General features: G+C 68.3%; 20 protein-coding genes. 15 read left to right on the top strand and 5 right to left on the bottom strand.

Annotated features, from left to right (window positions below; translation table 11 throughout):
- The first annotated feature begins 44 nt into the window (after nt 1-44).
- Nucleotides 45-1,280 carry a CaiB/BaiF CoA transferase family protein gene (locus JTE92_RS27550; protein ID WP_063241734.1) on the top strand — a complete coding sequence of 412 codons (1,236 nt, stop codon included), beginning with the start codon at nt 45-47 and terminating at the stop codon, nt 1,278-1,280.
- Entirely contained in the window at nt 1,277-2,122 is an 846-nt protein-coding gene (locus tag JTE92_RS27545; RefSeq protein ID WP_063241733.1) for an enoyl-CoA hydratase/isomerase family protein, read from the top strand. Before JTE92_RS27550 ends, JTE92_RS27545 begins: the two co-directional genes overlap by 4 nt.
- A gap of 104 nt (nt 2,123-2,226) precedes the next feature.
- Here JTE92_RS27545 and JTE92_RS27540 read toward each other — a convergent pair whose 3' ends face one another.
- Nucleotides 2,227-2,730, bottom strand: coding sequence for a GNAT family N-acetyltransferase (locus JTE92_RS27540; RefSeq protein WP_063241732.1), 504 nt, complete (start codon nt 2,728-2,730; stop codon nt 2,227-2,229).
- Nucleotides 2,731-2,945: 215 nt separating this feature from the next.
- On the opposite strand from JTE92_RS27540, the gene JTE92_RS27535 reads away from it, so the two are divergent.
- On the top strand, nt 2,946-3,440 hold the full coding sequence (locus JTE92_RS27535; RefSeq protein ID WP_063241731.1) for a GNAT family N-acetyltransferase: 495 nt from the start codon (nt 2,946-2,948) through the stop codon (nt 3,438-3,440).
- 61 nt (nt 3,441-3,501) lie between these two features.
- Here JTE92_RS27535 and JTE92_RS27530 read toward each other — a convergent pair whose 3' ends face one another.
- The 3 genes from JTE92_RS27530 to JTE92_RS27520 all read right to left on the bottom strand — a co-directional run bounded on the left by JTE92_RS27530 (nt 3,502) and on the right by JTE92_RS27520 (nt 6,672).
- Nucleotides 3,502-4,674 carry an acyl-CoA dehydrogenase family protein gene (locus JTE92_RS27530; protein ID WP_063241730.1) on the bottom strand — a complete coding sequence of 391 codons (1,173 nt, stop codon included), beginning with the start codon at nt 4,672-4,674 and terminating at the stop codon, nt 3,502-3,504.
- 62 nt (nt 4,675-4,736) lie between these two features.
- Entirely contained in the window at nt 4,737-5,738 is a 1,002-nt protein-coding gene (locus JTE92_RS27525) for a Bug family tripartite tricarboxylate transporter substrate binding protein (RefSeq protein ID WP_063241729.1), read from the bottom strand.
- A 127-nt stretch (nt 5,739-5,865) separates the two neighbouring features.
- Nucleotides 5,866-6,672, bottom strand: coding sequence for an IclR family transcriptional regulator (locus tag JTE92_RS27520; protein ID WP_063241728.1), 807 nt, complete (start codon nt 6,670-6,672; stop codon nt 5,866-5,868).
- A 269-nt stretch (nt 6,673-6,941) separates the two neighbouring features.
- Here JTE92_RS27520 and JTE92_RS27515 point away from each other — a divergent pair, with 269 nt between their 5' ends.
- Together JTE92_RS27515 and JTE92_RS27510 are read left to right on the top strand one after the other, a co-directional pair.
- Nucleotides 6,942-8,099 carry a CaiB/BaiF CoA transferase family protein gene (locus JTE92_RS27515; protein ID WP_063241742.1) on the top strand — a complete coding sequence of 386 codons (1,158 nt, stop codon included), beginning with the start codon at nt 6,942-6,944 and terminating at the stop codon, nt 8,097-8,099.
- Between the two features lie 441 nt (nt 8,100-8,540).
- The gene (locus JTE92_RS27510) at nt 8,541-9,062 is read left to right on the top strand and encodes a hypothetical protein (RefSeq protein WP_063241726.1); all 522 of its coding nucleotides are present in this window, start codon (nt 8,541-8,543) and stop codon (nt 9,060-9,062) included.
- A gap of 144 nt (nt 9,063-9,206) precedes the next feature.
- Here the strand turns inward: JTE92_RS27510 and JTE92_RS27505 are convergent, their stop codons facing one another.
- The gene (locus tag JTE92_RS27505; RefSeq protein ID WP_063241725.1) at nt 9,207-10,229 is read right to left on the bottom strand and encodes a Bug family tripartite tricarboxylate transporter substrate binding protein; all 1,023 of its coding nucleotides are present in this window, start codon (nt 10,227-10,229) and stop codon (nt 9,207-9,209) included.
- 384 nt (nt 10,230-10,613) lie between these two features.
- On the opposite strand from JTE92_RS27505, the gene JTE92_RS27500 reads away from it, so the two are divergent.
- The 10 genes from JTE92_RS27500 to JTE92_RS27455 all read left to right on the top strand — a co-directional run bounded on the left by JTE92_RS27500 (nt 10,614) and on the right by JTE92_RS27455 (nt 24,002).
- Nucleotides 10,614-11,804, top strand: a complete 1,191-nt coding sequence (locus JTE92_RS27500; protein ID WP_116386865.1) for a formylglycine-generating enzyme family protein — start codon at nt 10,614-10,616, stop codon at nt 11,802-11,804.
- 38 nt (nt 11,805-11,842) lie between these two features.
- Nucleotides 11,843-12,931: an HAD family hydrolase gene (locus tag JTE92_RS27495; RefSeq protein ID WP_063241723.1), complete on the top strand. Its 1,089-nt coding sequence runs from the start codon at nt 11,843-11,845 to the stop codon at nt 12,929-12,931.
- A gap of 116 nt (nt 12,932-13,047) precedes the next feature.
- Nucleotides 13,048-14,745: an arylsulfatase gene (locus JTE92_RS27490; protein ID WP_371136935.1), complete on the top strand. Its 1,698-nt coding sequence runs from the start codon at nt 13,048-13,050 to the stop codon at nt 14,743-14,745.
- 58 nt (nt 14,746-14,803) lie between these two features.
- Nucleotides 14,804-17,443 carry a fused MFS/spermidine synthase gene (locus tag JTE92_RS27485; protein WP_063241721.1) on the top strand — a complete coding sequence of 880 codons (2,640 nt, stop codon included), beginning with the start codon at nt 14,804-14,806 and terminating at the stop codon, nt 17,441-17,443.
- Nucleotides 17,440-18,417, top strand: coding sequence for an AAA family ATPase (locus JTE92_RS27480; RefSeq protein ID WP_063241720.1), 978 nt, complete (start codon nt 17,440-17,442; stop codon nt 18,415-18,417). Before JTE92_RS27485 ends, JTE92_RS27480 begins: the two co-directional genes overlap by 4 nt.
- Nucleotides 18,418-18,433: 16 nt before the next feature.
- Nucleotides 18,434-19,462: a DUF58 domain-containing protein gene (locus tag JTE92_RS27475; RefSeq protein WP_084254800.1), complete on the top strand. Its 1,029-nt coding sequence runs from the start codon at nt 18,434-18,436 to the stop codon at nt 19,460-19,462.
- Nucleotides 19,459-20,004 carry a DUF4381 domain-containing protein gene (locus tag JTE92_RS27470; RefSeq protein ID WP_063241719.1) on the top strand — a complete coding sequence of 182 codons (546 nt, stop codon included), beginning with the start codon at nt 19,459-19,461 and terminating at the stop codon, nt 20,002-20,004. The genes JTE92_RS27475 and JTE92_RS27470 overlap by 4 nt, the downstream gene beginning before the upstream one ends.
- Nucleotides 19,991-21,013, top strand: a complete 1,023-nt coding sequence (locus tag JTE92_RS27465; protein WP_063241740.1) for a vWA domain-containing protein — start codon at nt 19,991-19,993, stop codon at nt 21,011-21,013. Before JTE92_RS27470 ends, JTE92_RS27465 begins: the two co-directional genes overlap by 14 nt.
- Nucleotides 21,013-22,650, top strand: coding sequence for a vWA domain-containing protein (locus JTE92_RS27460; protein WP_063241718.1), 1,638 nt, complete (start codon nt 21,013-21,015; stop codon nt 22,648-22,650). The genes JTE92_RS27465 and JTE92_RS27460 overlap by 1 nt, the downstream gene beginning before the upstream one ends.
- On the top strand, nt 22,647-24,002 hold the full coding sequence (locus JTE92_RS27455) for a BatD family protein (protein WP_063241717.1): 1,356 nt from the start codon (nt 22,647-22,649) through the stop codon (nt 24,000-24,002). Before JTE92_RS27460 ends, JTE92_RS27455 begins: the two co-directional genes overlap by 4 nt.
- The last annotated feature ends 11 nt before the right edge of the window (nt 24,003-24,013 follow it).

Below are 24,013 nucleotides of genomic sequence, written 5' to 3'. Positions count from 1 at the left end.
GCCGACTTATCGACCGACTTATCGAATTCCCCAGGAAGCACCCGATGACCGATTTCACCGATTCCCGCGCGCAAGCGCCTGAGGCCAAACTGCCGCTGTCCGGCGTGCGCGTGCTCGACGTCAGCCAGGTCATGGCCGGCCCCTACGCCTGCATGCTGCTGGCTGACCTCGGCGCCGACGTGATCAAGATCGAACCGCCCGACGGCGGCGACCAGACGCGCGGGTCGATGGGGTTCAAGATGAAGGGCCCGGACAGCATGGGCTTCCTCAATATGAACCGCAACAAGCGCAGCGTCACGTTGGACCTGAAGACCGAGTCCGGCCGGCAGGTGCTCTATCGCCTGGCGGAATCGGCCGATATCCTGGTGGAGAACTACCGCCCCGGCGTGATGAAGCGCCTGGGGATCGACTACGAGACGCTCAGCAAGATCAATCCGAAGCTGGTCTACTGCAGCATCTCGGGCTTCGGCCAGAGCGGGCCGTGGGCCACGCGGCCCGGCTTCGACTTGATGGCGCAGGCCATGTCGGGCGTGATGAGCGTGACCGGCTACCCGGGCGGCGCGCCGGTGAAGGCGGGCGTGCCGGTGGCCGATATCGGCTGCGCGCTGTTCGCGACCTACGGCATGCTGTCGGCCTATATCGGCGCCAGGGAGACGGGGAAGGGACAGTATGTCGACGCGTCGCTGTTCGACTCCGCGCTGGCGTTCTCGGTGTGGGACACCTGCGAGTACTGGGGCACGGGCCGCGAGCCCGAGCCGCTGGGCACGGCCAACCGCATGAGCGCGCCGTACCAGGCGATGAAGGCGGCCGACGGCTACTTTGTGATGGGCGCCACCAACCAGAAGCTGTGGCAGCTGCTGTGCAACACGCTGGACCGGCAAGACCTGCTCAAGGACGAGCGCTTTGCCACCGTGTCGCTGCGGCTCGCCAACCGGCAGGCACTGATCGCCGCGCTGGAGGAGAGCTTCGCCACGCAGACCAGCGATTACTGGATCGAACAGCTGCTCGAAGTCGGCATCCCGGCCGGCCCGATCCTGACCTACCCGCAGGCCTTCGACAGCGAGCACGGCCGCCACCGCCAGATGCGCATCGAGATCGATCACCCGATCGAGGGCAAGGTGCCCAATATCGGCTTCGCGGTGAAGATGGGCGGCACGCCGCAGCAGGTCCGCCGTCCGCCGCCGCTGCTGGGCCAGCATACGGAAGAGATCCTGGCCGAGCTGGGACTGTCGAAGGACGAACAGCAGTCGCTGGCCGCGGCCGGCGCCTTCGGCGCATGAACGCCGCGGTGCCGCCGGGAGGCGGTCAATCCGGGTCGAGCCAGCGCGAAGGCGGTGCTGGCAACGACGGGCAAGTCCGGCTGACGGTGCAGGGGCAGGTCGCGACGCTGACCTTCGACCGCCCGGCCGCGCGCAACGCGATGACGTGGGCGATGTACGAGCAACTCGCCACGCACTGCCGCGCGCTCGCGGCGGATGGCAGCGCGGGCGTGCGCGTGGTGGTGCTGCGCGGGGAGGGCGGGGAGGCCTTTGTCGCGGGCACTGACATCGCGCAGTTCCGGCAATTCTCGAACGGCGATGACGGGGTCGCGTACGAAGCGCGCATTGACGAGGGCATCCGCCTGGTCGAACAACTGCCGATGCCGACCGTGGCCGTCATCGAGGGCTGGGCGGTGGGCGGCGGGCTGGCCATCGCGACTGCCTGCGACTTCCGCGTGGCGACGCCCAAGGCCCGCTTCGGCGTGCCGATCGCCAAGACACTCGGCAACACGCTGTCGGCGCAGAACCTCGCCAAGCTGCGCGCGGCGTGGGGCTTGCAGCCGGTGCGGCGCATGCTGCTGCTGGCGCAGATCCTGGATGCCGATGCGGCGTTGGCGTGCGGATTCCTGGAAGGCATCCATGCTGCCGAGTCGCTGGAGAGCGAGGTCGCTGCGCTATGCAGCCGGCTCGCCGCGCTGGCGCCGGTTACGCAGACGGTCGTCAAGGAGGCATTGCGGCGGCAGACGGTGGAGGCGGTGGCCGATACCGATGATCTGGTGCGCTTGTGCTACGGGAGCGAAGACTTCCGGGAAGGGGTGGAAGCGTTTGTGGGGCGGCGGCCGCCCGAGTGGAAGGGGCGTTAGATGTTCTGAATGGCCCGGCGCGAATGATGGTCCGCGCCGGGCCATTATCGTTTACCGTGGCTCGGCTTCCGTCGCCTTAGCGGCATCCGGCCGTGTGCCCGGCATCACCGCGCTGGCACTTCATAAATCAGCCGCACATACTTCGGCGCAGGCTGGCTGTCCACCAGCACGCCGCCCATCGCCTCCGGAATCCGCCGGCTGGCCCAGTTCTCTTCCGCCACCGGGTAGATAAACCGCAACGGCTGCAGGGCCGCCATCGCCCAGTCCTTCACCGCCAGCACGGCCTCCATTCCATAGCCGTGGCCGTGGGCGTCTTCCCGGATCCAGATGCCGAATTCCGGTGCCGGCGTATCGGCACGATGCAGCCCGGCCAGTCCCAGGAAATGGCCATCGCTGGCCCGGCGGATAGTAAAGACGAAATCCGATCCGTCGTCCATGGCCGGCAGCCAGTCTTGCGAGACGTCGCGGAATGCCGCAGGGGATGGGGCGGGTTCCCATTCCATGTAGCGGGCTAGGGTTGGCGTGATGCAAGGCCAAACCTCGTCGGCATCGGCGCCGGAGAAGGGGATCAGGGCGAGGCGTGCCGAGTGGATCAATGGTGTGGACATGGCGGCTTCGGTGGGGAGTCAGGCACGATCATTATTGCGCACTAGGATCCGTTCCGTCGGTGTACGCTTCGCTTTGCAGGAATCAAGCGGCTGTCGGTTCGTTGACCGCACGCATAGATGGTGCGGTGCGCGCAAATCGTGCTGAATCTGACAGACGTTTTCGGTCTCGCTATGGCCTGCAGGCAGCTTGATTCTGCGCGTAACCTGCAAACCTTATGAGTCAAGTCACTTCCGTCCGTCCTTTGGTCGCCAACGACATAGAGCATGTCGCAGCGATTCATCAAGTCGCATTTCCGCGTCAGCTGGAATCACTGCTCTGGATATCCTGCAACGCTGCCGCCTATCCACGTATCCGTTACTTTGTCGCAGTTGAGGACGGGAGGCTCGTCGGCTACATCCAGTGGACCGAGAAAAGCGGCTTCCGTGAGGAAGTCGTCCTCGAGTTGGAGCAGATGGCGGTGCTTCCCGAGAACCGGGGCAGGGGCATTGCGCGCGCGCTTATCGGGCAGTCATTGCCACAGGTCGCTTGTGAGCTTGAGAAGCGCGGGGCAAGGATCAAAGGCGTGATGATCACGACGCGGACGGACAATGTGGCGCAGCGGATCTATACGTCGACGCTGGGCGCGGTAACGAAGGCGGTGATTCCCGATCTGTATTCGGCAGACGAGGCAATCATGATTGCGCTGTCGCCGGACTTCAGCCGTGAATAGGTATTGGATGCATCGGTAGCCTACGGGAGGCGGCCCCCTCCGCCGCCCCAGGCGCCAAACGTTACCCCACCTGTCCCAGCACCCCCTCCCGCGCCTGCATCGTCCTTTTTGCAATGTTCAGCTGGTGGATCTGCGTGGTCCCCTCATACAAGCGGAACAGCCGCACATCGCGATAAAACCGCTCCGCCACCGTACGCGCCATATAGCCGCTGCCGCCAAAGATCTGCACCGCGCGATCCGCCACGCGTCCGCACATTTCAGAGGCGAACAGCTTGCACATCGATGCCTCCATGGTCACGTCCTCGCCGTTGTCGCGGCGGCGGGCGGTTTCCAGTACCAGCGCGCGCGCGGCGTGGATGTCGGTGTTGCTGTCGGCAATCATTTGCTGAACCAGCTGGTAATCGGCGATGGGCTTGCCGAACTGGCGCCGCTGGCTGGCGTAGCGCACCATCTCGTCCACCAGGCGGATGGCGGGGCCGATGCACAGGCCGGCCAGGTTGATGCGTTGCTTGTTGAGCGCCTTCATCGCCGTCTTGAAGCCCACGCCGGGCTGGCCGCCGACGATGGCAGTCGCGGACACGCGACAGTCCTGCAGGTAGACATCGCCCACCGGGGAGCCGTGCTGGCCCATCTTGCGTTCCGGTTCGCCGGTGCTGATGCCGGGCGTGCCGCGTTCGACCAGGAAGGCGCTGATGCCGTGCGCGCCGGGGGTATCGGAGTCGGTACGGGCGAACACGGTGAACAGGTCGGCGACCGGCGCGTTGGTGATGAAGCATTTGCTGCCGTTCAGCACGTAATGGTCACCGTCGCGCCGGGCCGATGTCAGCAGAGAAGTGGCGTCGGATCCGGCTTCGGGCTCGGTCAGCGCGAAGCAGCCGGTCAGCTCGCCCGAGGCAAGCCGCGGCAGGTAGCGCGTCTTCTGCGCTTCGGTGCCGTCGACGACCAGCGACTCGGAGGCGATGCCGGTGTTGCCGCCGAAGCGCGCGCGGAAGACGGTGGCGGCCTGCGAGACTTCGATGTTGACGAGCGTCAGTTCTTCGGACGTCAGCCCCGCGCCGCCGTAGGCTTCGGGGATGCTGTGTCCGAACAATCCGAGTTGTCGCATGGCGTCGACCACCGGTTCGGGGATGACGTCGTTGCGGTCGATGTCGGCTTCGAGCGGAATGCAGGTGTTGAGGACGAACTGGCGGAGGTCGGCAAGCAGGGCTTGCATGCGGGCGGCGTCGCGGATCATGGGAGGGTCTGGTAGATGTCTGGGAAGGAGCGGGATGTGTCTGGCCTTGTGGACGGCACGTGCTACTGGGCGGTGATGCCGGCGGTTTTCAGCACGCGGGTCCATTTCTGCGACTCGCTGTCCAGGTAGCGGTCGAAAGCGGGTGCGGATTGCGGGGCGACGTCCATGCCGAGGTCGGCCAGGCGCTTGACCACGGCGGGATCGCTGACGGCCTGCGCCGCGGCCTCCGCCAGCTTGCGCACGACGGCGTCGGGCGTGGCGTGCGGCGCGACCAGTCCTAGCCACGCGCCCACTTCGTAGCCGGGCAGGCGCGCAGCTTCGGCAACCGTGGGAACATCTGGCAACGCCGCGGACCGTTTGGCGGAAGTTACCGCGAGTGCCCGCAGCTTGCCGCTCTGGACCTGCTGGCGAGCGATTGCCGCGGTCAGTGCCATCATCGACACGCGCGCGCCCAGCACGTCCGTCAGCGCCTCGGGCTGGCCCTTGTACGGCACATGCGTCAACTTGATATCGGTCATTTGCGCGAGCAGTTCGCCGGAGAGGTGGTTGGAGGTTCCCACGCCGGCGCTGGCGTAGGTCAGCGCACCGGGCTGGCTGCGCGCGGCGTCTAGCAATTCGGGCAGGCTGCGCAGCCGCGACGATGCTGGCACCACGATCACGTTGGGTACCACGCCAAAGCCCGCCACCGCGCGAAAGTCGCGTGCGCCTTTCCAGTTGATCGCGCTGTTGAGCAGCGGTCCGACCACGTAGCTGGGACTGACGGCGAGCAGCGTATAGCCGTCCGGCGTGGCCCTGGCGGCGATGTCGGTGCCGATGGCGCCGCCCGCACCGGTACGGTTCTCGACGATGACAGGTTGGCGCAGCAACTGGGCCATGCGCTCGGCGGTGGCGCGGGTGACGGTGTCGACCACGCCGCCTGCAGAAAACGGCACGATGATGCGAACGGGGCGGGCGGGAAACCTGTCGGCGCTGTCGGCGGCGCCAAAGGCCACGGCAGGCGCGAGCGCGGCGCAGCCGAGCATGGCGGCCAGCAGACGCCGGCGCGCTGGTTGAGTGGATTGCATCTTGTCTCCTGGTCCGGGATATTCCCGGGTAGTTATTCCGATAAGGCCGCGGTCTCGCCGGATCGCTTGGCGCCTCCTACAACTTCCGCGGCGTCGTCACCGCTTGGCATCACCGCTTGTCGCCATATCAACGCGCGCACGCCAGCTCGATCTGCCTCACGCCTTCGCGCAACTTCTGCGCGACCGTGCGCGCCAGCATGTCGTCACGGTCGCGCGCGGCGGCGACGGTGCAGTTCAGCGCGAACGGGTCTTCATGCAGCGATTGCCGGATCGGCACGGCAATCGCATGAATGTCCGTTCGCCATTCGCCGCGGCTCAGGCAAAAGCCGTGCGCCGCGTAGTGCGCCTGTTCCGCGATCCACATCGGCTGCTCCCGCGCAAAGCGCTCGGCATCTTCCACGCGCAGCCGGTTCAGCACCGCAGCGCGCTCTTCCGCCCCGCACGCCAGCAGCACGGCGCGGCCGATCGAGGTGGACAGCAAGGGCCGCGTACTGCCGATGTCGGGCTGGTACACGTTGCCCGGATCGACGCGGCAGCTGTCCACGTACACCACCGTCAGCCGCTCGCGCATTCCCAGGTTCACCGTGCATCCGGTTTCGCGGGCGATGGCTTCCATATAGGGCCGCGCGATCTGGCGGATGGCCAGCCCGGCAAGCATCGGATACGCCAGCGCCAGCACGCCCGCGCCGAGCCGGTACTTCTGGTTGCCCGGCACCCGGCTCAAAAAGCCAAGCAGGCCGAGCGTGTACGTCAGGCGCGACACCGTTGCCTTGGGCAGTCCGGTCCGCGCCACGATGTCCTGGTTGCCCAGCACCGGGCTGCCCGGCGTGAATGCCCGCAGCACGTCCAGCCCGCGTGCCAGGTTGCTGGCGAACTGGCGATCGGTAGAGAGTTCGTCGGCGCTGGCAAGGCCGGGCAGTGGGGTGCGTTCCATGTCTGGCGGCGGTCTGTTGGGATTCATGCTCGGATCCGTAAGGGGGACTCGTCAATGTTGTAGCACGTCGGTTCCGCACAGCGAAACCGTGCTTGCGCCTGACGAGCGGGGCTGTCAGTTTGGAGCGCAGCAACCTGCGACAACCCGAGAACGAAGAGACAGATTCCATGCCGAACGCGTCACCCGACCACGCCGCCACGGCGGCAAAGCCTTGCAACACCCACACCGATGCCGGCGCCGGCCCGCTGGCGGGCGTGCGCATCCTGGACATGGCCACTGTGGTGGCGGCACCGTTCTCGGCCACGCTGTGCGGCGACATGGGCGCCGATGTCGTCAAGCTGGAGCTGCCCGATGGCAGCGATCCGCTGCGCTCGCTCGAGCCCGTCACCGACGCGCACGCGCTGTACTGGAAGGTGACCAACCGCGGCAAGCGCGGCATCTCGCTGGACGTGCGCACACCGCGCGGCAAGGAGATCTTCCTGAAACTGCTGCCGCAGTTCGATGTCCTGGTCGAGAACTTCCGCACCGGCACGCTGGCGCGCTGGGGGCTGGATATCGAGACCCTGCGCGCGGCCAACCCCGGCCTGGTGGTATTGCGGCTGACCGGCTTCGGCCAGACCGGACCGTATGCGCAGCGGCCGGGGTTTGCGCGGATCTTTGAAGCGATGAGCGGGTTCACCAACCTGGCAGGTTCGCCGGAGAGCGGGCCGATGCACATGAACTACCCGGTCGGCGACATGGTCGCTGGCTTGTTCGGCGCCTTTGCCATCGCCACCGCAGTGGCGGAGCGGCGCGCGCGGCCTGGCCTGCCCGGCCGCGAGATCGACCTGGCGGCCACGGAAGCACTGTTCCGGCTGCTGGAGCCGCTGGCGGTGGAGTACGAGCAACTGGGCCGCGTGCGCCAGCGCGCGGGCAATCGAACTACCTATGCGGCACCGTCCAATATGTACCGGACCTCGGATGACGTCTGGGTGTCGGTGGTGGCATCGTCCGATGCCACCTTCCGCCGCCTGGCAGAGGCGATGGCCGCGCCGCAGCTCGCGCACGCGGCCGACTACGCCACCAACGCCGGCCGCGTGCGCAACCTCGATGCGCTCGACGCGCAGATCGCGGCCTGGTTTGCCGGCAGGTCCTACGCGGATGCGGCTTCGGCGCTTGATGCTTGCCAGGTGCCGTTCAGCAAGGTGTTCAGCATCGCCGACATTGTCGAAGATCCGCAGATGCGCGCGCGCGAGGCGATCGTGCGCCTGCCGGATGCCGAGCTTGGGTCAGTGCCGGCGCCATGCGTGGTGCCGAGATTCTCCGGCTACGCACCGGCCGCGCCGCGCTGCGGGCCGGCCGTGGGCGAGCACAATGCGCTGGTCTATGGCGCGTTGGGACTGGAGGCGAGCGAGTTGCGCGCACTGCGGGAAGCGGGCGTCATCTGAAAAGGCGTGCGCGCGAAAATCATGGCGATTGCAGAGTCGTCTTAGTGCCGCTCTCAGTCCCCCGAATCACACTCCTTCAATTCATAGGGTTTCGTCCAATGTTTGGTTGTCAGTTGACAACCTGCGCGGGCGCCTCTAATCTTTGGAGACAGGAATGGTTCGGGCCAGGCACCCAAAGAAGGACATTGAGGCCGCGCTAAGGCGCGCAGAGTTGCAGGGCTGGCGCGTCGAGCAATCCTCGGGTACCGGTCACGCGTGGGGACGTCTCTATTGCCAGAGCAACGACCAGTCATGCCGGAACGGCGAGTTTTGTGTCTTCAGCGTCTACGGCACGCCAAGGAATCCATTCAGCCACGCCAGCCGGATCAGGCGGATCGTGGACAGCTGCGCGCATCGGTGTAGCCGCGTACCTCTGGTCAATCTGCAGAAGGCGAGATAGCGATGGAATATTCCTTCACCCTCAGATATCAACTGTCGCCGAACGACAACAACCCCGACGCACTGGTGGAACGCCTGTACGAAGCGGGATGTGACGACGCAATCGTAGGGACGGGCGTGGCAGGCCGGATTGCGGTTGCCTTCGACCGCGAAGCGGAGTCCGCCATGGACGCCATCATGAGCGCGCTCGCCGATGTAAAGCGCGCCATACCATCCGCAACACTGATCGAAGCCGCGCCGGATCTGGTCGGCCTGACGGATATTGCCGATGCGATCGGGATGTCCCGCCAGAACATGCGCAAGCTGATGATCGGCCATCCCGAATCATTTCCGCCGCCGGTGCACGAAGGCGCCAGTTCCCTGTGGCACCTGTGCGAGGTCTTGTTGTGGATGAACGGGAATGGCTACGAGATTGAGCGGGCACTGATTGAAACGGCATCCACGACCATGCAAGCCAATCTGGCAATGCGCGTCAGGAACGCAATCCCTGCAATGGAGCGCCGGTTCAGGCCGCTGGTGGCTTGAGCAGCGCTTTCGATTGCCCCCGTCGGCGCACAAACCCGAGGCATTGCCGGAAGTGGATTTGTCCGGCGAGTATCTGGATGTGGCGGGCCAGCGCAATACGCTATGCACTGGCGCCGCGATTCCGGCGTCTGAGGCAGTGCCGCCTCAATCCAGCCGGATGTTGTACTCCTTGATCACGTTCCCCCAATAAGCCTGGTCAGCCTTCGCCACCGCCGCGAACGCGGCGGGGCGCGAAGTCTTGACGATCAGCCCCAGGTCGGCCATGCGCTGCCGGATATCGGCCGCGGCCATCACCGTCTCCACATCCGCGGAAATCTTCTCGACGATAGGCTGCGGCGTCCCGGCCGTGGTGAACAGGCCGAGCCAGGCCGGGCCGTCCAGCCCCTTGTAGCCGAGTTCCTGGAAGGTGGGCACGTCAGGCAGCATCGGCGCGCGGGTGTTGCCGGTCACGGCCAGCGGCTGCAGCTTGCCGGTGCGCGCGTGCTGGCGCACGGTCATCGGCGACAGCGTACCCAGCGAGATCTGGCCGCCGATCAGGTCGGTGGCGATCGGCGCTTCGCCCTTGTACGGGACGTGCAGCATTTCGGCGCCGGCACCGGTCGTGAACACCTGCATATAGAGATGGGCGCCGGTGCCGATGCCATAAGTGCCGTAGGAAATCTTGTTCGGCTGCGACCTGGCCAGGCTGACCACCTCGGGCAGCGTGCGCGGCATGGCGCTGTTGGCGGTCAGCACCAGGCTGGAGGTGCACAACTGGCCGATGGCAGTCAGGTCGCGCAGCGGATCGAACGGGGGCTTGGCCACCATATAGGGCGTCTGCACCAGGCTGGGCAGCGCCAGCAGCAGCGTGTAGCCGTCCGGCGCCGCCTTGGCCACCACGTCGGCGCCGATCATGCCGCCGACGCCGGGGCGGTTCTCGACGATGACGGGGCGCTGCCACAGCTTGCCGAGCGGTTCGCCGAGCGCGCGTGCCAGCACGTCGGTGGCGCCGCCCGGCGGGTAGGGCACGACCAGCCGTACCGGCCGCGACGGATAGTTCGACGCGGTGGACTGTCCTGACTGGGCTCGGGCATGGCCGAGGCCAAGACCAAGACCAAGTGCAGAAGCCGTGGTGGCGAGGGAGCCTGCCCCCAGCCACTGCAGGGCTTTGCGTCGGTCAGCTTGCATGGTGTTTCCTCCTGTTGTGGCGTCCTGGTTGTCTTGTCGCGCCTTGCGCGCATGGCAAACCGCAGCGTACGGGCCACTACCGGCGCGGCACATCGGCGCTATGGACGAGACGTCGGGGCGGTATTTACCCCGAGGAGCATGCATGCATGACATCGCCGCCGGTGAAATCTTTCAACACGCGCGGCAAGAAATCTAAATTCCTTTTCAGTACCCATTCTGTGACGATACCCGCAGGTGCACTATCGCACCTTTTTGTATTTGGCGGAGGAACGTCCTATGGCAACCGGCAAGCGCAACGGGCTCCATTCGCAGGGCTCCGCGCGCGGCACAGCGCAAGCGCTGCCTGCCACTGCTGCGGTGCCGCATCGACGCCGCGGAGTCGTGATGGCCCTGCTCGTCTGTGCCGGCATCGTGGCAGGCGCGGGCGGCAGCTGGTGGTACGCGCAGTCGCGCGACGGCAAGGCGCCAGGGGTGGTGGAAGGCGACGGCAAGAACGGCCCGCTCGGCATGGTCCGTGTGCCCGGCGGCGAATTCCTGATGGGCAGCGACAGCAAGATGGCGCAGGCCAACGAGAAGCCGGCGCACAAGGTGCGCGTGCATGCCTTCTGGATGGACAAGCACCACGTCACCAATGCCGAGTTCCGCAAGTTTGTCGAGGCCACGGGGTACGTCACCACGGCGGAGCGGGCGCCGGACTGGGAAACCCTGAAGGTACAGCTGCCCCCCGGCACGCCGCGTCCGCCCGACAGCGCGATGGTGGCCGGCGGCATGGTCTTTGTCGGCACGCCGCGTCCGGTGCCGCTGCAGGACTATTCGCGCTGGTGGCGCTATGTACCCGGCGCCGACTGGCGTCATCCGGGCGGTCCCGGTACCTCGATCGAAGGCAAGGACGACCATCCGGTGGTGCAGGTGTCTTACGAAGATGCGCAGGCCTACGCCAAATGGGCCGGCAAGCGCCTGCCCACCGAAGCGGAGTGGGAGTTCGCCGCCCGTGGCGGGCTGGAGCAGGCCACCTACGCATGGGGCGACCAGTTCGCGCCCGCCGGCAAGCAGATGGCCAACGTCTGGCAGGGCCAGCAGAACCAGCCGTTTCCCGTTGTCAGCCCGGTAGTCAGCCCAGTAGTCAGCCCAGTAGTCAGCCCCAAGGCCGGCGGCGCGCTTGGCACCAGCCCGGTCGGCACGTTCCCGCCCAACGGCTACGGGCTGTCCGACATGACCGGCAATGCCTGGCAATGGGTCGCCGACTGGTATCGCGCCGACCAGTTCCGGCGCGAAGCCGGCAAGGCGCAGCCGATCGAGAATCCGGCCGGCCCGCTGGCCTCGTGGGATCCCAGCGAGCCCGGCGTACCGGTCAACGCGCCCAAGCGCGTGACGCGCGGCGGCTCGTTCCTCTGCAACGAAGACTACTGCCTGAGCTACCGCCCCAGCGCGCGGCGCGGGACGGATCCTTTCAACAGCATGTCGCACCTTGGCTTCCGGCTGGCGATGGACGACAGCCGCTGGGCCGAGATGCGCCGCAATGCGCCCCATATGCCGCTGGCGATGGGCGGACAGCCGAAACCGGCGTCACGCTGATGCCGCAGCGGTACGACACGACCCAGGAGCAAGTTGCTATGAGCATGCCCCCCGACAGCGTCTTGCGCGCCAGCGCATCGCGCAAGACGATCGCCGCACTGTGCGCTGTGCTGGCGCTTTCCGGACTGCAGCTCTCCGGCTGCACCGCGCCCGCCGGACCTGCGGCCCCTGCGGCACAGGCCGCTGCCACCCAGGCGCAGCCCGCCGAACAGGCCCTGCCATCGTGGCGCGACGGCGCCGCGCGTCAGGCGCTGCTCAAGTTCGTGGCCGACGTGACGCGCCCGGGCTCGCCCACCTTCGTGCCACCCGAGGCGCGCGTGGCGGTGTTCGACAACGACGGCACGCTGTGGAGCGAGCAGCCGCTGTACTTCCAGTTCTTCTTCCTGCTCGACCAGGTCCGGGCCGCCGCGCCGCAGCATCCGGAATGGCGCAACAATGCCGCGTTCAAGGCGCTGATGGCCAACGACATGAACGCGCTGATGGCAAACCAGAAGCAGCTGCTCGGTTTGATTGCCACGGCCAACAGCGGCATGAGCGTGGACGAGTACGACCGCACCATCCGCGACTGGCTGTCCAGGGCGCGCCATCCCAAGTTCAACCGGCCCTATACCGAGCTGGTCTACCAGCCGCAGCTCGAACTGCTGTCCTACCTGCGCGCCAACGGCTTCAAGACCTATATCGTCTCCGGCGGCACCATCGATTTCATGCGGCCGTGGAGCCAGCAGATCTATGGCATCCCGCCCGAGCAGGTGATCGGCTCGTCCCAGGCCGTGCGCTACATGGTGCGCGACGGCAAGCCCGTGCTGATTCGCGATCCCAAGCTCGACTTTATCGATGACGGCCCCGGCAAGCCGGTCGGCATCTACCGCCATATCGGCCGCCGGCCAATCCTCGCCGTCGGCAATTCCGACGGCGACCTGCAGATGCTCGAGTACACCGCCGGCGGCGACGGTCCGCGCATGGCGGTGCTGGTGCATCACGACGATGCCGAGCGGGAGTTCGCCTACGACCGCCAGTCCAAGGTGGGCAAGCTGGACAAGGCCCTGGATGCGGCCAGGGCCAAGGGCTGGACCGTGGTCAGCATGAAGCAGGACTGGCAGCAGATCTATCCGGCCGGCAAGCCATGAGCACGATGAGCGCAGCAGTGAACCGACCGTAACGGGTCAATGAACGGAGGCGGAACATGCACCGAGTTGAAGAAGGCATAGGGAAAGGGCGGGGCTCCAGGCTGGTGATGCTGGCCATGGCCGCCGCCGTGTTTGCGATCGCGGGCTGCGGCAAGAAGGAGACGCCGCCCAAGGAGCAGCAGCCGGCGGCACAGGCACCCGCCACGGCGCCGGCACCCACGTCGGCCGCGCCGGTGCCGTCCAGGGAGAATCCGCCGGTCGCAGCGAGCGCGCCGGTTGCGGCGGCTTCGGCGCCCGCGCTGGCGGCCACCGCGCCGTCCGGCAAGAAGCCCAACATCCTCGTCATCTTTGGCGATGACATCGGGCAGACCAACATCAGCGCCTACAGCCACGGTGTGGTGGGCTATCGCACGCCCAACATCGACCGCATCGCCCAGGAAGGCATGATGTTTACCGACTACTACGGCGAGAACAGCTGCACGGCGGGCCGATCCACTTTCATCACGGGTGAAGTCGGCTTGCGCACGGGCCTGCTGAAGGTTGGCGTTCCGGGGGCGGCGGTCGGCCTGCAAGCGCAGAACGTGACCATCGCACAGGCGCTCAAGCCGCTTGGCTATGCAACCGGCCAGTTTGGCAAGAACCACCTGGGCGATCGCAACGAGTACCTGCCGACCGCGCATGGTTTCGACGAATTCTTCGGCAACCTCTACCACCTCAATGCGGAAGAGGAGCCGGAGCGCCCGTACTACCCGAAGAACGACGAGGCCTGGGTCAAGGCGAATGCACCGCGTGGGGTCATCCACTCCTTTGCCGACGGCAAGGTAGAAGATACCGGCCCGCTCAACCGCAAGCGCATGGAGACCATCGACGACGAAACCACGACGGCGGCGATCGGCTTCATGGAAAAGCAGATCAAGGCCGACAAGCCGTTCTTCGTGTGGATGAACATGACGCGCATGCACTTGTTCACCCACGTGCGCGAGTCGATGCGCGGGCAGAGCGGCATGCCGGGCAATGAATATGCGGACGGCATGATCGAGCACGACGGGCATGTCGGCAAGCTGCTCAAGTCACTGGATGAACTGAAGGTCGCCGACAACACGATCGTGATCTACACGACGGACAACGGCCCGAACCAGTTCAGCTGGCCGGACGCCGCAACCACGCCATTCCGCAGCGAGAAGGATACCAACTGGGAAGGGGCGTTCCGCGTGCCGGCGCTTGTCCGGTGGCCCGGCCGCATCAAGCCCAACACGGTGTCCACGACCATGATGTCCGGGCTCGACTGGTTCCCGACCCTGCTGGCGGCGGCCGGCGATGCAGACATCAAGGAGCGGCTGCTCAAGGGCGCCAGCATTGGCGGAAAGTCCTTCAAGGTGCACCTGGACGGCTACAACTTCCTGCCATACCTGACGGGTCAGAGCAATACCGGGCCACGCCAGGATTTCTACTACTTCAACGATGATGGTGTGCTGGTTGCGATGCGGCACAACGACTGGAAGTTCGTCTTCTGCGAGCAGCGCGAGCCGGGCGGTTTCCAGGTGTGGGCGAACCCGTTCACGTGCCTGCGCGTGCCAAAGGCATTTAACCTGCGCATGGATCCCTACGAGCGCGCGGATATCGTGTCCGATCAGTACTATGACTGGACCGCGAAGAATGCATACATGATGAGCTATGCATCGTCGCGGGTAGCGCCGTTCCTCCAGACGTTCAAGGACTATCCACCCAGCCAGAGGCCGGCAAGCTTCACCATTGACCAGATGACCGAGGCGTTGATGAAGTCCCTCGACAAGGGGGCGGCGGGCGGAAAGTAATTCCCGTGGCAATGGTTGGCTGGATCCTCCCGGCCAACCTCTTCACCAGGATCGCACCATGAGAGAAGCGCATGCCGGCGCAAACGCCGGCAAGCAGCAAGGGCGGCACAGATCCGGCAAACCGCGGCGCGCGGAAAGCGCCGCCTTGCAGGCAGGGCAGGGCCAGGTGGCGCTAGACGGCGCCGTGCTGGCACCTACCCTGTTGCTTTTCGTCTCGGGCACGGCCGGACTGATCTACCAGGTTCTCTGGATCAAGCAGCTGGCGCTGGTGGTCGGCGTGGATGTGCACGCCGTCACCACCGCCGTAGGTGCATTCTTTGCCGGCCTGGCACTCGGTGGCTGGCTGTTCGGGCGCGTGGCCGACCGCCATGCGCAACCGCTGAGGCTGTATGCGTGGCTCGAAATCGCCGTGCTGGTGCTGGCCATTGGCGCCACGCTGGCGCTCGCACGGGCCGCAGCGCCGTTCGCATGGCTGGAAAGCCGCGTCGGGCTGCTGGCCTGGGCGTTGCCGTTCGTGCTGGTGATCCTGCCCGCGGCGGCCATGGGCGGCACGCTGCCGGTGCTGATGCGCGTGCTGGCGTCGCGCCCCGGCTACATCGGCACGCACGGCGGACGCCTGTATGCCGCCAACACCGCGGGGGCCATTGCCGGCACGCTGCTGGCGGGCTTCGTGCTGATCCCGTGGCTCGGTATCACGGGCAGCGCGCTGGCCGCGGCCACGCTAAACGGTCTTGCTGCGGTTGCGGCGCTGGCCCTGGCTTCGCGCACGGTGCCTGCGCAGGAACCGGCCGCCACCGCTGCCGCGCCGGCATCCGCCGAGCCGGCGCGCGATGCCGGCGACGGGCGGCTGGCGCTGGGGCTCTATGCCGCCGCGGGCGGCATCGCGCTGGGTTATGAAGTGGTGTGGTCGCAGGCCATCGTGCAGTTCATCAGCACGCGCACCTTTGCCTTCACGGTGGTGCTTGCGACCTACCTTGCGGGCCTTGCCATCGGCAGTGCGCTCGCGGCGCGGCGGGCTGATCGCGCACGAGACCCATGGGGCGCGTTCGCGATACTGATCGCGGCCGCGGGACTGGTGGCGCTGCTCGAAATCGTGGTGCTCGGCGAGTGGCTGCTGCGGGCCCAGGCGGCGGCATCGGCGTGGGTGCAGTCGGCCACGTCGAACGGCCTGGCGGCCGCCTGCGCGAGCTTCGCGGTGGCCGCGCTGTGTGTGGTGTTCGTGCCCACGCTGCTGCTGGGCGCGGCCTTCCCGTTCGTGCTGCGCGTGGGCGTGGACAACCACCGGCTTGGCGCCGGCGTGGGCGCGGTGGTGGCGCTCAATACGCTGGGCGGCATCGTCGGCACGGCGGTGGCTGGGTTTGTGCTGGTGCCGCGCATCGGACTGGTGCATACGCTGTCGCTGCTGGCCGTGGGCGCCGGCATTGTCGGCGTCATCGCCGTGGCGCTCGGCTCGGGTGTACGCAAGCCGGCGCGCTGGGCCGTGCCGATGGTGGCGCTGCTCGCGGTAATTGCCGCGGCGCTCGCGCCCGCGGACCGGCTCGCCACGCTGCTGGCGCACGCACGTGGCGGCGACATGGTGTTCTACGAGGAAGGCCGCGGCGCCACCGTGGCGGTGGTGAAGCAGTCGTCCCCGAGCCACACATTCAACCGCCTCTATATCCAGGGCGTGTCGAATTCCGGCGACACCATGACGTCGCTGCGCTACATGCGGTTGCAGGCGCTGCTGCCGCTGATCATTCACGGCGGCACGCCGCGCTCGGCGCTGGTGATCGGCCTCGGCACCGGTATCACGGCCGGTGCCATGCTGCCGTATCCAGGCCTCGAGCACCGCGTGGTGGCAGAACTGCTGCCGCCGGTGCTGCGTGCCGTGCCGCAGTTCCAGGGCAACTTCGGCGTGGCCGGAGACAAGCGCGTTGATATCCGCCTGCGCGACGGCCGGCGCGAGCTGCTGCAGAGCGAGCAGCGCTACGACCTGATCACGCTGGAGCCGCCGCCGCCTTCGGCCGCAGGCGTGGTCAACCTGTACTCGACCGATTTCTATCGCCTCGCCGCGGCACGGCTGCAACCGGGCGGGCTGGTCGCGCAATGGCTGCCGTTGCCCACGCAGAACGACGAAGACACGCGCTCGCTGGTGCGCAGTTTCCTCGACGTGTTTCCGCATGCGACGCTGTGGACCACCGAACTGCACGAGATGATGCTGGTGGGCTCCCTGTCGCCCATCACACTCGATGCGGCGCCTATCCGCCAGCGCTTTGCGGAGCCAGACGTCGCGGCGGCGCTGCGGGCGGTGGGCGTGGCGTCGCCGGCTGCGCTGCTGGCGACCTGGGTGACGGACCGCGCGGGCCTGGAGCGCTATGTCGGCGATGCGCCCGCCGTGACCGACGACCGTCCGCGCATCGAATACGCGACCTGGGTGCGGCGCGTCGAGTTCCCGCAGGTGCTGCAGCGCCTGCTGACGCTGCAGACCGAGCCGCCGCTGACGGGTGCCGATGCCGGGCTCGTCGCCGACATCGGGCGCGAACGCGAAACGCTGCACACCTTCTACACCGCCGGCCTCGACGCCTATTACGGCGACCGCAACGCCTGGGCGCTGCATATGCAACAGGTGATGCGTGCCGATCCTGACAACCCTTACTACGCCTGGTTCGGGGGGCGCCACCGAACACCCGGCCCGGCGCCATCGAGGAATGCCCCATGAGCACCCGTGACGACGTGCTGGCACTGCAGCAGCGGATGGGCGAAGCCATCGTCGGCCAGCAGCACATGATCGAGCGCATGTTGCTGGGCCTGCTCGCCGATGGCCACCTGCTGGTGGAAGGGCTGCCGGGCCTGGCCAAGACGCGTGCGATCAAGGTGCTGGCGCGGAACCTGGAAGCGAAGCTGTCGCGCATCCAGTTCACGCCCGACCTGCTGCCGGCCGATATCACGGGCTCCGAGGTGTATTACACCGAGGGCGGCAAGGGCGAGTTCCGCTTCCAGGCCGGGCCGATCTTTGCCAACCTGGTGCTTGCCGACGAGGTCAACCGTTCGCCGGCCAAGGTGCAGGCGGCGTTGCTCGAAGCCATGGAAGAGCGCCAGGTCACCGTCGGCGGCGTCACCCACAAGCTCGACCCGCTGTTCCTGGTCATGGCCACGCAGAACCCGATCGAGCAGGAAGGCACCTACCCGCTGCCCGAAGCGCAGATGGACCGCTTCCTGATGCACGTCAACGTGACTTATCCCGAAGCCGCCGCCGAGGCGCAGATCGTTGCGCTGGCGCGCGCCGAGGAGTCCGGCGCCGCCGCCGGTGCCCAGGCGGGCGCCGTGCAAAGGCTGGCACCCGAAGTCATTTTCGCCGCGCGGGCCGAGATCCACGGCATCCACGTGAGCGAAGCGGTCGCGCGCTACATGGTCGCGCTCGTGCATGCCACGCGCGCGCCCAAGGCCGTCGACGACGAGCTGGACCGCTGGATCCAGGTCGGCGCGAGCCCGCGCGGCTCCATCGGACTGGACAAGGTGGCGCGCGCGCATGCCTGGCTGCACGGGCACGACTTCGTCTCGCCCGAGGACGTGCAGGCCGTGGTGCACGAAGTGTTCCGCCACCGCCTGATCCTGTCGTACGAGGCGCACGCGGCCGGTGTCAGCGCCGATGCCGTGATCGACCGCCTGGTGCAGCAGGTGGCCGTAGCCTGACGTGGCGGGCGGCGCCATGCGGTCCCATCTCGCGTCGCTCGCCCGCTCGCCGGTGCCAGCCGGGCCCGGCCAGGCTACGCGCGCGCAGCCTGGTGTCAGCGTCGATGCCGCGGCACTGGCGGCGCTCGAAGTCGCCGCACGCGATTTCCATTTCCTGCCGCGCCAGCCGGTGCACAGTGTGCTGGCGGGCCGGCATGCCTCCAGGGTGCGCGGGCGCGGCCTGACTTTCGAGGAGGTGCGCGGCTACCTGCCCGGCGACGATATCCGCAGCATGGACTGGCGCGTCACGGCGCGCACCGGCAAGCCGCACGTACGCGTGTACAGCGAGGAGAAGGACCGGCCGGTGCTGCTGCTCGTGGACCAGCGCATCAACATGTTCTTCGGCAGCCGCCGCGCGATGAAGTCCGTGGTCGCGGCGGAGGCCGCGGCGCTGGCCGCGTGGCGCGTGCTGTCGGAGGGCGACCGCGTCGGCGGCCTGGTGTTCGGCGACGGCGGATGCACCGAGCTGGCGCCGCGCCGCAGCCGCCAGGCGGTCGAGCACCTGCTCGGCGAGATCGCGCGCCATAACCAGGCGCTGCGCGCCGATGCCCCCGCACGGCGCGGCGCCGGCCAGCTCAATGCCGCGCTCGAACGCGCGGCACGGCTTGCGCGGCATGACCACCTGGTCATCGTCATCAGCGACTTCGACGGGCATGACGCGGCCACGCGCGACCTGATGCTGTCGATGAGCGCCCGCAACGACCTGCTGACGATGCTGGTCTATGACCCGTTCCTGCTCGAACTGCCGGACTCCGGCCACCTTGTCGTCAGCGACGGCGAGCTGCAGGTCGAGCTGGGCTTCGGCCAGGCTTCCACGCGCAAGGGCATCGCCGAATTCGTCGATGCGCAGAGCCGCGACCTGCTGGGCTGGCATCGCGCCATCGGCGTGCCGCTGCTGCCGCTGTCGGCCGCTGAGGAAACGCCGCTGCAGTTGCGCCGCCTGCTCGGGCAAGCGCTGCCGCAAGGCCAGGGAACGCTGCGCGCCCGGCAGGGAGGGCGGCCATGAGCGACCTGACGCACAGCACGGCCGCGCCGGACAGCGCCACGATTGCCGGCGATCTCCGGCAGATGGCCGAGGTGGTCGTACCGCCGCCGCCGTCGTGGCGGCCGCAGACCATCGGCTGGCCGGTGGCGGGCGCGATCGTGCTGGCGCTGCTGGCCTTCGCGGCCGGGCGCTGGTGGCGCCACTACCGCGCCAACCGCTACCGCCGCGAGGCGCTGGCCGAACTGGCACGATTGCGCGCAGGCATGTCCGCGTCGCCGCAGGCTCGCGCGCACGCACTCGTCGCCATGGCGGAACTGCTCAAGCGCACCGCGCTGGCGGCGTGGCCGCGCACAGAGGTGGCGAGCATGGCCGGTGCGGAGTGGGCGCGGTTCCTGCAAGCCCATGCGGGCAAGGCCGGCGCGGCGGCGCCGGTGCTCGCGACGCTGGTCAACGACGCGCAGTACCGCGATGCGGCCGCGCTGGCGCAATGGCCCGACAGCCAGGCGACGGCCACCGCCGCGGCCTGCCAGCAATGGATTGCCGGCCACCATGTACCAGTTTGAATACCCGTGGCTCTTCGTGCTGCTGCCGCTGCCCTTGCTGCTGTGGTGGCTGTTGCCGCCGTATCGCGAGGAAAGCCCTTCGGTGCGCCTGCCGTTCTTCGGCGAGGTGGCAAGCGCGGCGGGGCTGAAGCCGGCGCCGGGCGCGGTCGTGCCGCGCCGCAACTGGCTGCAGCGTATTCTGGCGCCGCTCGCGTGGGCGCTGCTGGTGACGGCGCTGGCGCGCCCGCAGTTCCTGGAGGCGCCGCTCGAGAAGGTGCAGCCGGCGCGCGACCTGCTGCTCGCGCTGGACCTGTCGCAGTCGATGGATACGCAGGATTTCCGCGACCCGGCCGGCGCGCTGGTCCCGCGCGTGCAGGCGGTGCGCGAGGTGGTCAGCCGTTTCGTGACGCGCCGGCCCGGCGACCGCATCGGCCTGATCGTGTTCGGCGACGCGCCGTACCCGCTGGCGCCGTTCACGCTGGACCACGTGCTCGTGCAGGCCATGATCCATGACCTGCTGCCCGGCATGGCCGGGCCCAGCACGGCGCTCGGCGATGCCATCGGCCTTGGCATCAAGATGTTCGACCGGAGCCAGGCGCCCGAGAAGGTGCTGATCGTGCTGACCGACGGCAACGACACCGCCAGCAAGATGCCGCCCGAACGCGCCGCGGATATCGCGAAGCAGCGGCATGTGATCGTGCATACGATCGGCATCGGCGACCCTGCCGCCGAGGGCGAGCAGCGCGTCGATCTCGGCGTGCTGCAGCGCATCGCCGCACAGACGGGCGGACGTTATTTCTTCGGCGCGGACCAGGCGGGACTCGAGAGCATCTACGCGACGCTCGACCGCATCACGCCGCATAACCACAAGACGCTGTCGTGGCGGCCGCGCCGCGAGCTGTTCATGTGGCCGCTCGGCGCGGCGGTGAGCGTGGTGCTGGTGTACCAGCTCATCATGGCGGTGTGGTCGGCCTGGCTATCGCGTCCGCGCCGGCATGGTGCGCCGCAGCCTGCGGCGGAGGAGCCATGATGCAGGCGCTCGCGGATTTCCATTTCCTGCGCCCGTGGTGGCTGCTGGTGCTGGTCCCGGCAGTGCTGCTGGTGTGGGCGGTGCGCCGCCGCGGCGACGTGCGGCGCCGCTGGCGCGATGCGATCGCTCCGCAGCTGCTGGACGCGTTGATGGTGGGCGAGCGGCGCCGGCTGGCCATCCGCCCGGTGCACCTGACCGCGCTGCTGCTTGCGCTCGGCGCCATTGCGCTGGCCGGTCCCGCGTGGGAGCGCGAGCGCCCGCCGTTCCTCGACGACAAGGCGCCGCTGGCGATCGCCATCGACCTGTCGCCGACCATGGATGCCATCGACGTGACGCCCACGCGGCTCGAGCGCGCCAAGCTCAAGGTCAAGGCGCTGCTGGCGCGCCGCGACGGCGGGCGTACGGCCATCTGGGCCTATGCCGGCTCCACGCACCTGGTGCTGCCGCTGACCGACGATGCCACGCTGCTGCAGACCTTTGTCGACGCGCTGCAGACGCGCATCATGCCGGCGCCCGGCAGGGACACCGCGCTGGCGCTGCGCACCATCGATGCGGCGCTCGCGCACGAGGAGGTGCCCGGCACCATCCTGTTCCTGACCGACGGCGTGGAGACCGCCGCCGTGCGCGCGTTCAAGACCCAGGCAGGCAGCGGGCGCAGCCAGCCGGTGGTGCTGGCGATCGGCACCGAACGCGGCGGCCCGCTGCGCAGCGGCACCGACGGCTTTGTCGAGAAGGACGGCGTGCGCGTGTTCGCGCGCATGGACACGGCCGCGCTCAAGCGCTTTGGCGACGATACCGGCGTGCCGGTCGCCACGTTCACGCCCGACAGCGACGACGACGTCGCCTGGGTGCAGCGTCATGTGCAATCGCACCTCGCGCAGAAGCAGTCGGCGGACAACACGCGCTGGAAGGATGAGGGCTGGTGGCTGACGCTTCCCATCGCGCTGCTCGGCGTGCTGTGGTTCCGCAAGGGCTGGACCGTGCGCTGGATCGCCGGCGGGCTGCTTGCCGTGGCGCTGGCGGCGCCGCCGCAGGCGCTGCGCGCGCAGGCTTCGGCGCCCGATGCCGATGCGCCGCGCGCGTGGCGCTTTGTCGACCTGTGGCTCACGCATGACCAGCAGGGCCGCCGGGCGTTCGAGCGTGGCGACTTTGCCGGTGCCGCCGCGCTGTTCGACGATCCCATGTGGCGCGGCGTGGCCCAGTACCGCGCGGGGCAATACGCGCAGGCGGTGCAGAGTTTTGCGCTGATCGATTCGCCCGAGAGCGACTTCAACCAGGGCGATGCGCTGGCACGGCTGGGCAAGTACAAGGACGCGGCGGCGCGCTACCGGCAGGCCCTGAAGCGCCGCCCGCAATGGCCTGCGGCAGCGGCCAACCTGGCGCTCATGGAGAAGCTGGCCGCGAAGGCGGAAAAACCGAAGGAAGGCGAGGAGCCGCCCGACATCAAGCCCGACGAAGTGAAGGTCGACAGCGAGTCCAGGCCGCCCGAAGGCGAGGGCAAGAAGCTGGAGATGGGCGCGGTCGAAAGCGCCGAGACCTGGATGCGCGCGATCCAGACCACGCCGACCGAACTGCTGCAGCGCAAGTTCGCGCTGCAGCAGAACCAGGCGCAGCCGGGCGCCGGAGCCAAGCCATGACGCGCGCGGGTCGGGGCTTCGGCATCTGGCTCGCCGGCCTTGCGCTGTGGCTGGCGAGCGCGCTCGCGCTGGCGGCCGATCCCGTCGTGCGCGTCGATGTGGCGGCACAGCAGCCCGTGCTGCCGGGCCAGCAGATCCGCATCGACGTGACGGTACTGGCGCCCAACTTCTTCCTGTCGGCGCCGGTCTTTCCGACGCTGCAGGTGCCCGGCGCGATCGTCACCATGCCGGACGACCGCGGCCAGAACACGGTCGAGACCATCGACGGCGTCAGCTACGCCGGCATCCGAAAGACCTACCTGTTTGCCGCGGAGCAGGGCGGTGACTTCCAGTTGCCGCAGGTCTCCATCGTCTTCACCTATTCCGGCGACGACGGCAAGCCGCGCCAGGGCAGCGTGACGCTGCCGGCCACCACGATCCGCGCCGCGGGCGCAGCCGGCGCGCCGGCCGTTGCCACGCTGCCGGTGGCGCGCCTGAACGTCACGCAGCGCTTCGACCGCCCGGTCAGCGGCCCGCAGGCGCAAATCCATGCCGGCGACGCGCTGGTGCGCACCATCACTACGTTCGCGCCGCAGACGCAGGCCATGATGATCCGGCCGCCAAAGGTGGAAGCGCCGGCCGGCGTGCGCGTGTTCGCGGGCGATCCGCAACTCAGCGATGCCGCGCACGACAGCGCGGGCAACACCGGCGGCAGCCGCACGGACCGCATCACCTATGTGTTCGAGCACGCCGGGACCTATACGCTGCCGGCGATCAAGGTGGAATGGTTCGACCCGGTCACGCGCAAGCCGGGCGAATCGGAGGCGCCCGAGGTGAAGGTGGACGTGGCCGCCGCGCCGCACCTCGCAGGACTGTCCCCGACCGGCCCGCACGCCGCGCCGTTGCCCGGGGAGGGCGGCACCGTGTGGCGCCTGTGGCTGTGGGCGGCCGGCGGTGCCCTGGTATTGCTGCTGGCATGGCTGCTGCTGCATTGGGTACGGCCGCGCGTGGCACGCCTGCGCCGGGCGCTCGCGGCACGGCGCAGCGCCAGGGCAGCCGGCAGCGAGGCGCGGCTCGCGGCGCTGCTGCAGGCCTGCCGCGCGAACGACGCGCCGGCAGCCTATCGCGCCCTGGGCGTGTGGTCGCGCACCGCGTGGGGCAAGGCCCCGTCGGAGTGGGCGGCGGGCACTGGCGACGCGGCGCTGGTGTCCGCCGTTGATGAACTCGAACGGCGCCTGTTCGGCGCCGGCACCGGCACGGGGCAATGGAGCGGCAGCGAACTTGCGGGCCTGTTGCCGAAGTACGGCCCCCCACACCGGCCTGTCCGTGCGCATCGGGCCACGCCTGCAGCCCTGCCGCCGCTCAATCCCTGAGCCTCGCTGGC

Origin of the sequence: Cupriavidus oxalaticus, assembly GCF_016894385.1 — a bacterium.
Lineage (GTDB): Bacteria > Pseudomonadota > Gammaproteobacteria > Burkholderiales > Burkholderiaceae > Cupriavidus > Cupriavidus oxalaticus.
Note: the sequence above shows the minus strand (reverse complement) of the source record. Positions and strands in the feature narration are given on the sequence as shown.

Excerpts from the sequence above, each read along its gene's own strand:
- JTE92_RS27550 (WP_063241734.1), top strand. The coding sequence starts at position 45 with ATGACCGATTTCACCGATTCCCGCGCGCAAGCGCCTGAGGCCAAACTG.
- JTE92_RS27545 (WP_063241733.1), top strand. The coding sequence starts at position 1,277 with ATGAACGCCGCGGTGCCGCCGGGAGGCGGTCAATCCGGGTCGAGCCAG.
- JTE92_RS27540 (WP_063241732.1), bottom strand. The coding sequence starts at position 2,730 with ATGTCCACACCATTGATCCACTCGGCACGCCTCGCCCTGATCCCCTTC.
- JTE92_RS27535 (WP_063241731.1), top strand. The coding sequence starts at position 2,946 with ATGAGTCAAGTCACTTCCGTCCGTCCTTTGGTCGCCAACGACATAGAG.
- JTE92_RS27530 (WP_063241730.1), bottom strand. The coding sequence starts at position 4,674 with ATGATCCGCGACGCCGCCCGCATGCAAGCCCTGCTTGCCGACCTCCGC.
- JTE92_RS27525 (WP_063241729.1), bottom strand. The coding sequence starts at position 5,738 with ATGCAATCCACTCAACCAGCGCGCCGGCGTCTGCTGGCCGCCATGCTC.
- JTE92_RS27520 (WP_063241728.1), bottom strand. The coding sequence starts at position 6,672 with ATGGAACGCACCCCACTGCCCGGCCTTGCCAGCGCCGACGAACTCTCT.
- JTE92_RS27515 (WP_063241742.1), top strand. The coding sequence starts at position 6,942 with ATGGCCACTGTGGTGGCGGCACCGTTCTCGGCCACGCTGTGCGGCGAC.
- JTE92_RS27510 (WP_063241726.1), top strand. The coding sequence starts at position 8,541 with ATGGAATATTCCTTCACCCTCAGATATCAACTGTCGCCGAACGACAAC.
- JTE92_RS27505 (WP_063241725.1), bottom strand. The coding sequence starts at position 10,229 with ATGCAAGCTGACCGACGCAAAGCCCTGCAGTGGCTGGGGGCAGGCTCC.
- JTE92_RS27500 (WP_116386865.1), top strand. The coding sequence starts at position 10,614 with ATGGCCCTGCTCGTCTGTGCCGGCATCGTGGCAGGCGCGGGCGGCAGC.
- JTE92_RS27495 (WP_063241723.1), top strand. The coding sequence starts at position 11,843 with ATGAGCATGCCCCCCGACAGCGTCTTGCGCGCCAGCGCATCGCGCAAG.
- JTE92_RS27490 (WP_371136935.1), top strand. The coding sequence starts at position 13,048 with ATGGCCGCCGCCGTGTTTGCGATCGCGGGCTGCGGCAAGAAGGAGACG.
- JTE92_RS27485 (WP_063241721.1), top strand. The coding sequence starts at position 14,804 with ATGAGAGAAGCGCATGCCGGCGCAAACGCCGGCAAGCAGCAAGGGCGG.
- JTE92_RS27480 (WP_063241720.1), top strand. The coding sequence starts at position 17,440 with ATGAGCACCCGTGACGACGTGCTGGCACTGCAGCAGCGGATGGGCGAA.
- JTE92_RS27475 (WP_084254800.1), top strand. The coding sequence starts at position 18,434 with ATGCGGTCCCATCTCGCGTCGCTCGCCCGCTCGCCGGTGCCAGCCGGG.
- JTE92_RS27470 (WP_063241719.1), top strand. The coding sequence starts at position 19,459 with ATGAGCGACCTGACGCACAGCACGGCCGCGCCGGACAGCGCCACGATT.
- JTE92_RS27465 (WP_063241740.1), top strand. The coding sequence starts at position 19,991 with ATGTACCAGTTTGAATACCCGTGGCTCTTCGTGCTGCTGCCGCTGCCC.
- JTE92_RS27460 (WP_063241718.1), top strand. The coding sequence starts at position 21,013 with ATGCAGGCGCTCGCGGATTTCCATTTCCTGCGCCCGTGGTGGCTGCTG.
- JTE92_RS27455 (WP_063241717.1), top strand. The coding sequence starts at position 22,647 with ATGACGCGCGCGGGTCGGGGCTTCGGCATCTGGCTCGCCGGCCTTGCG.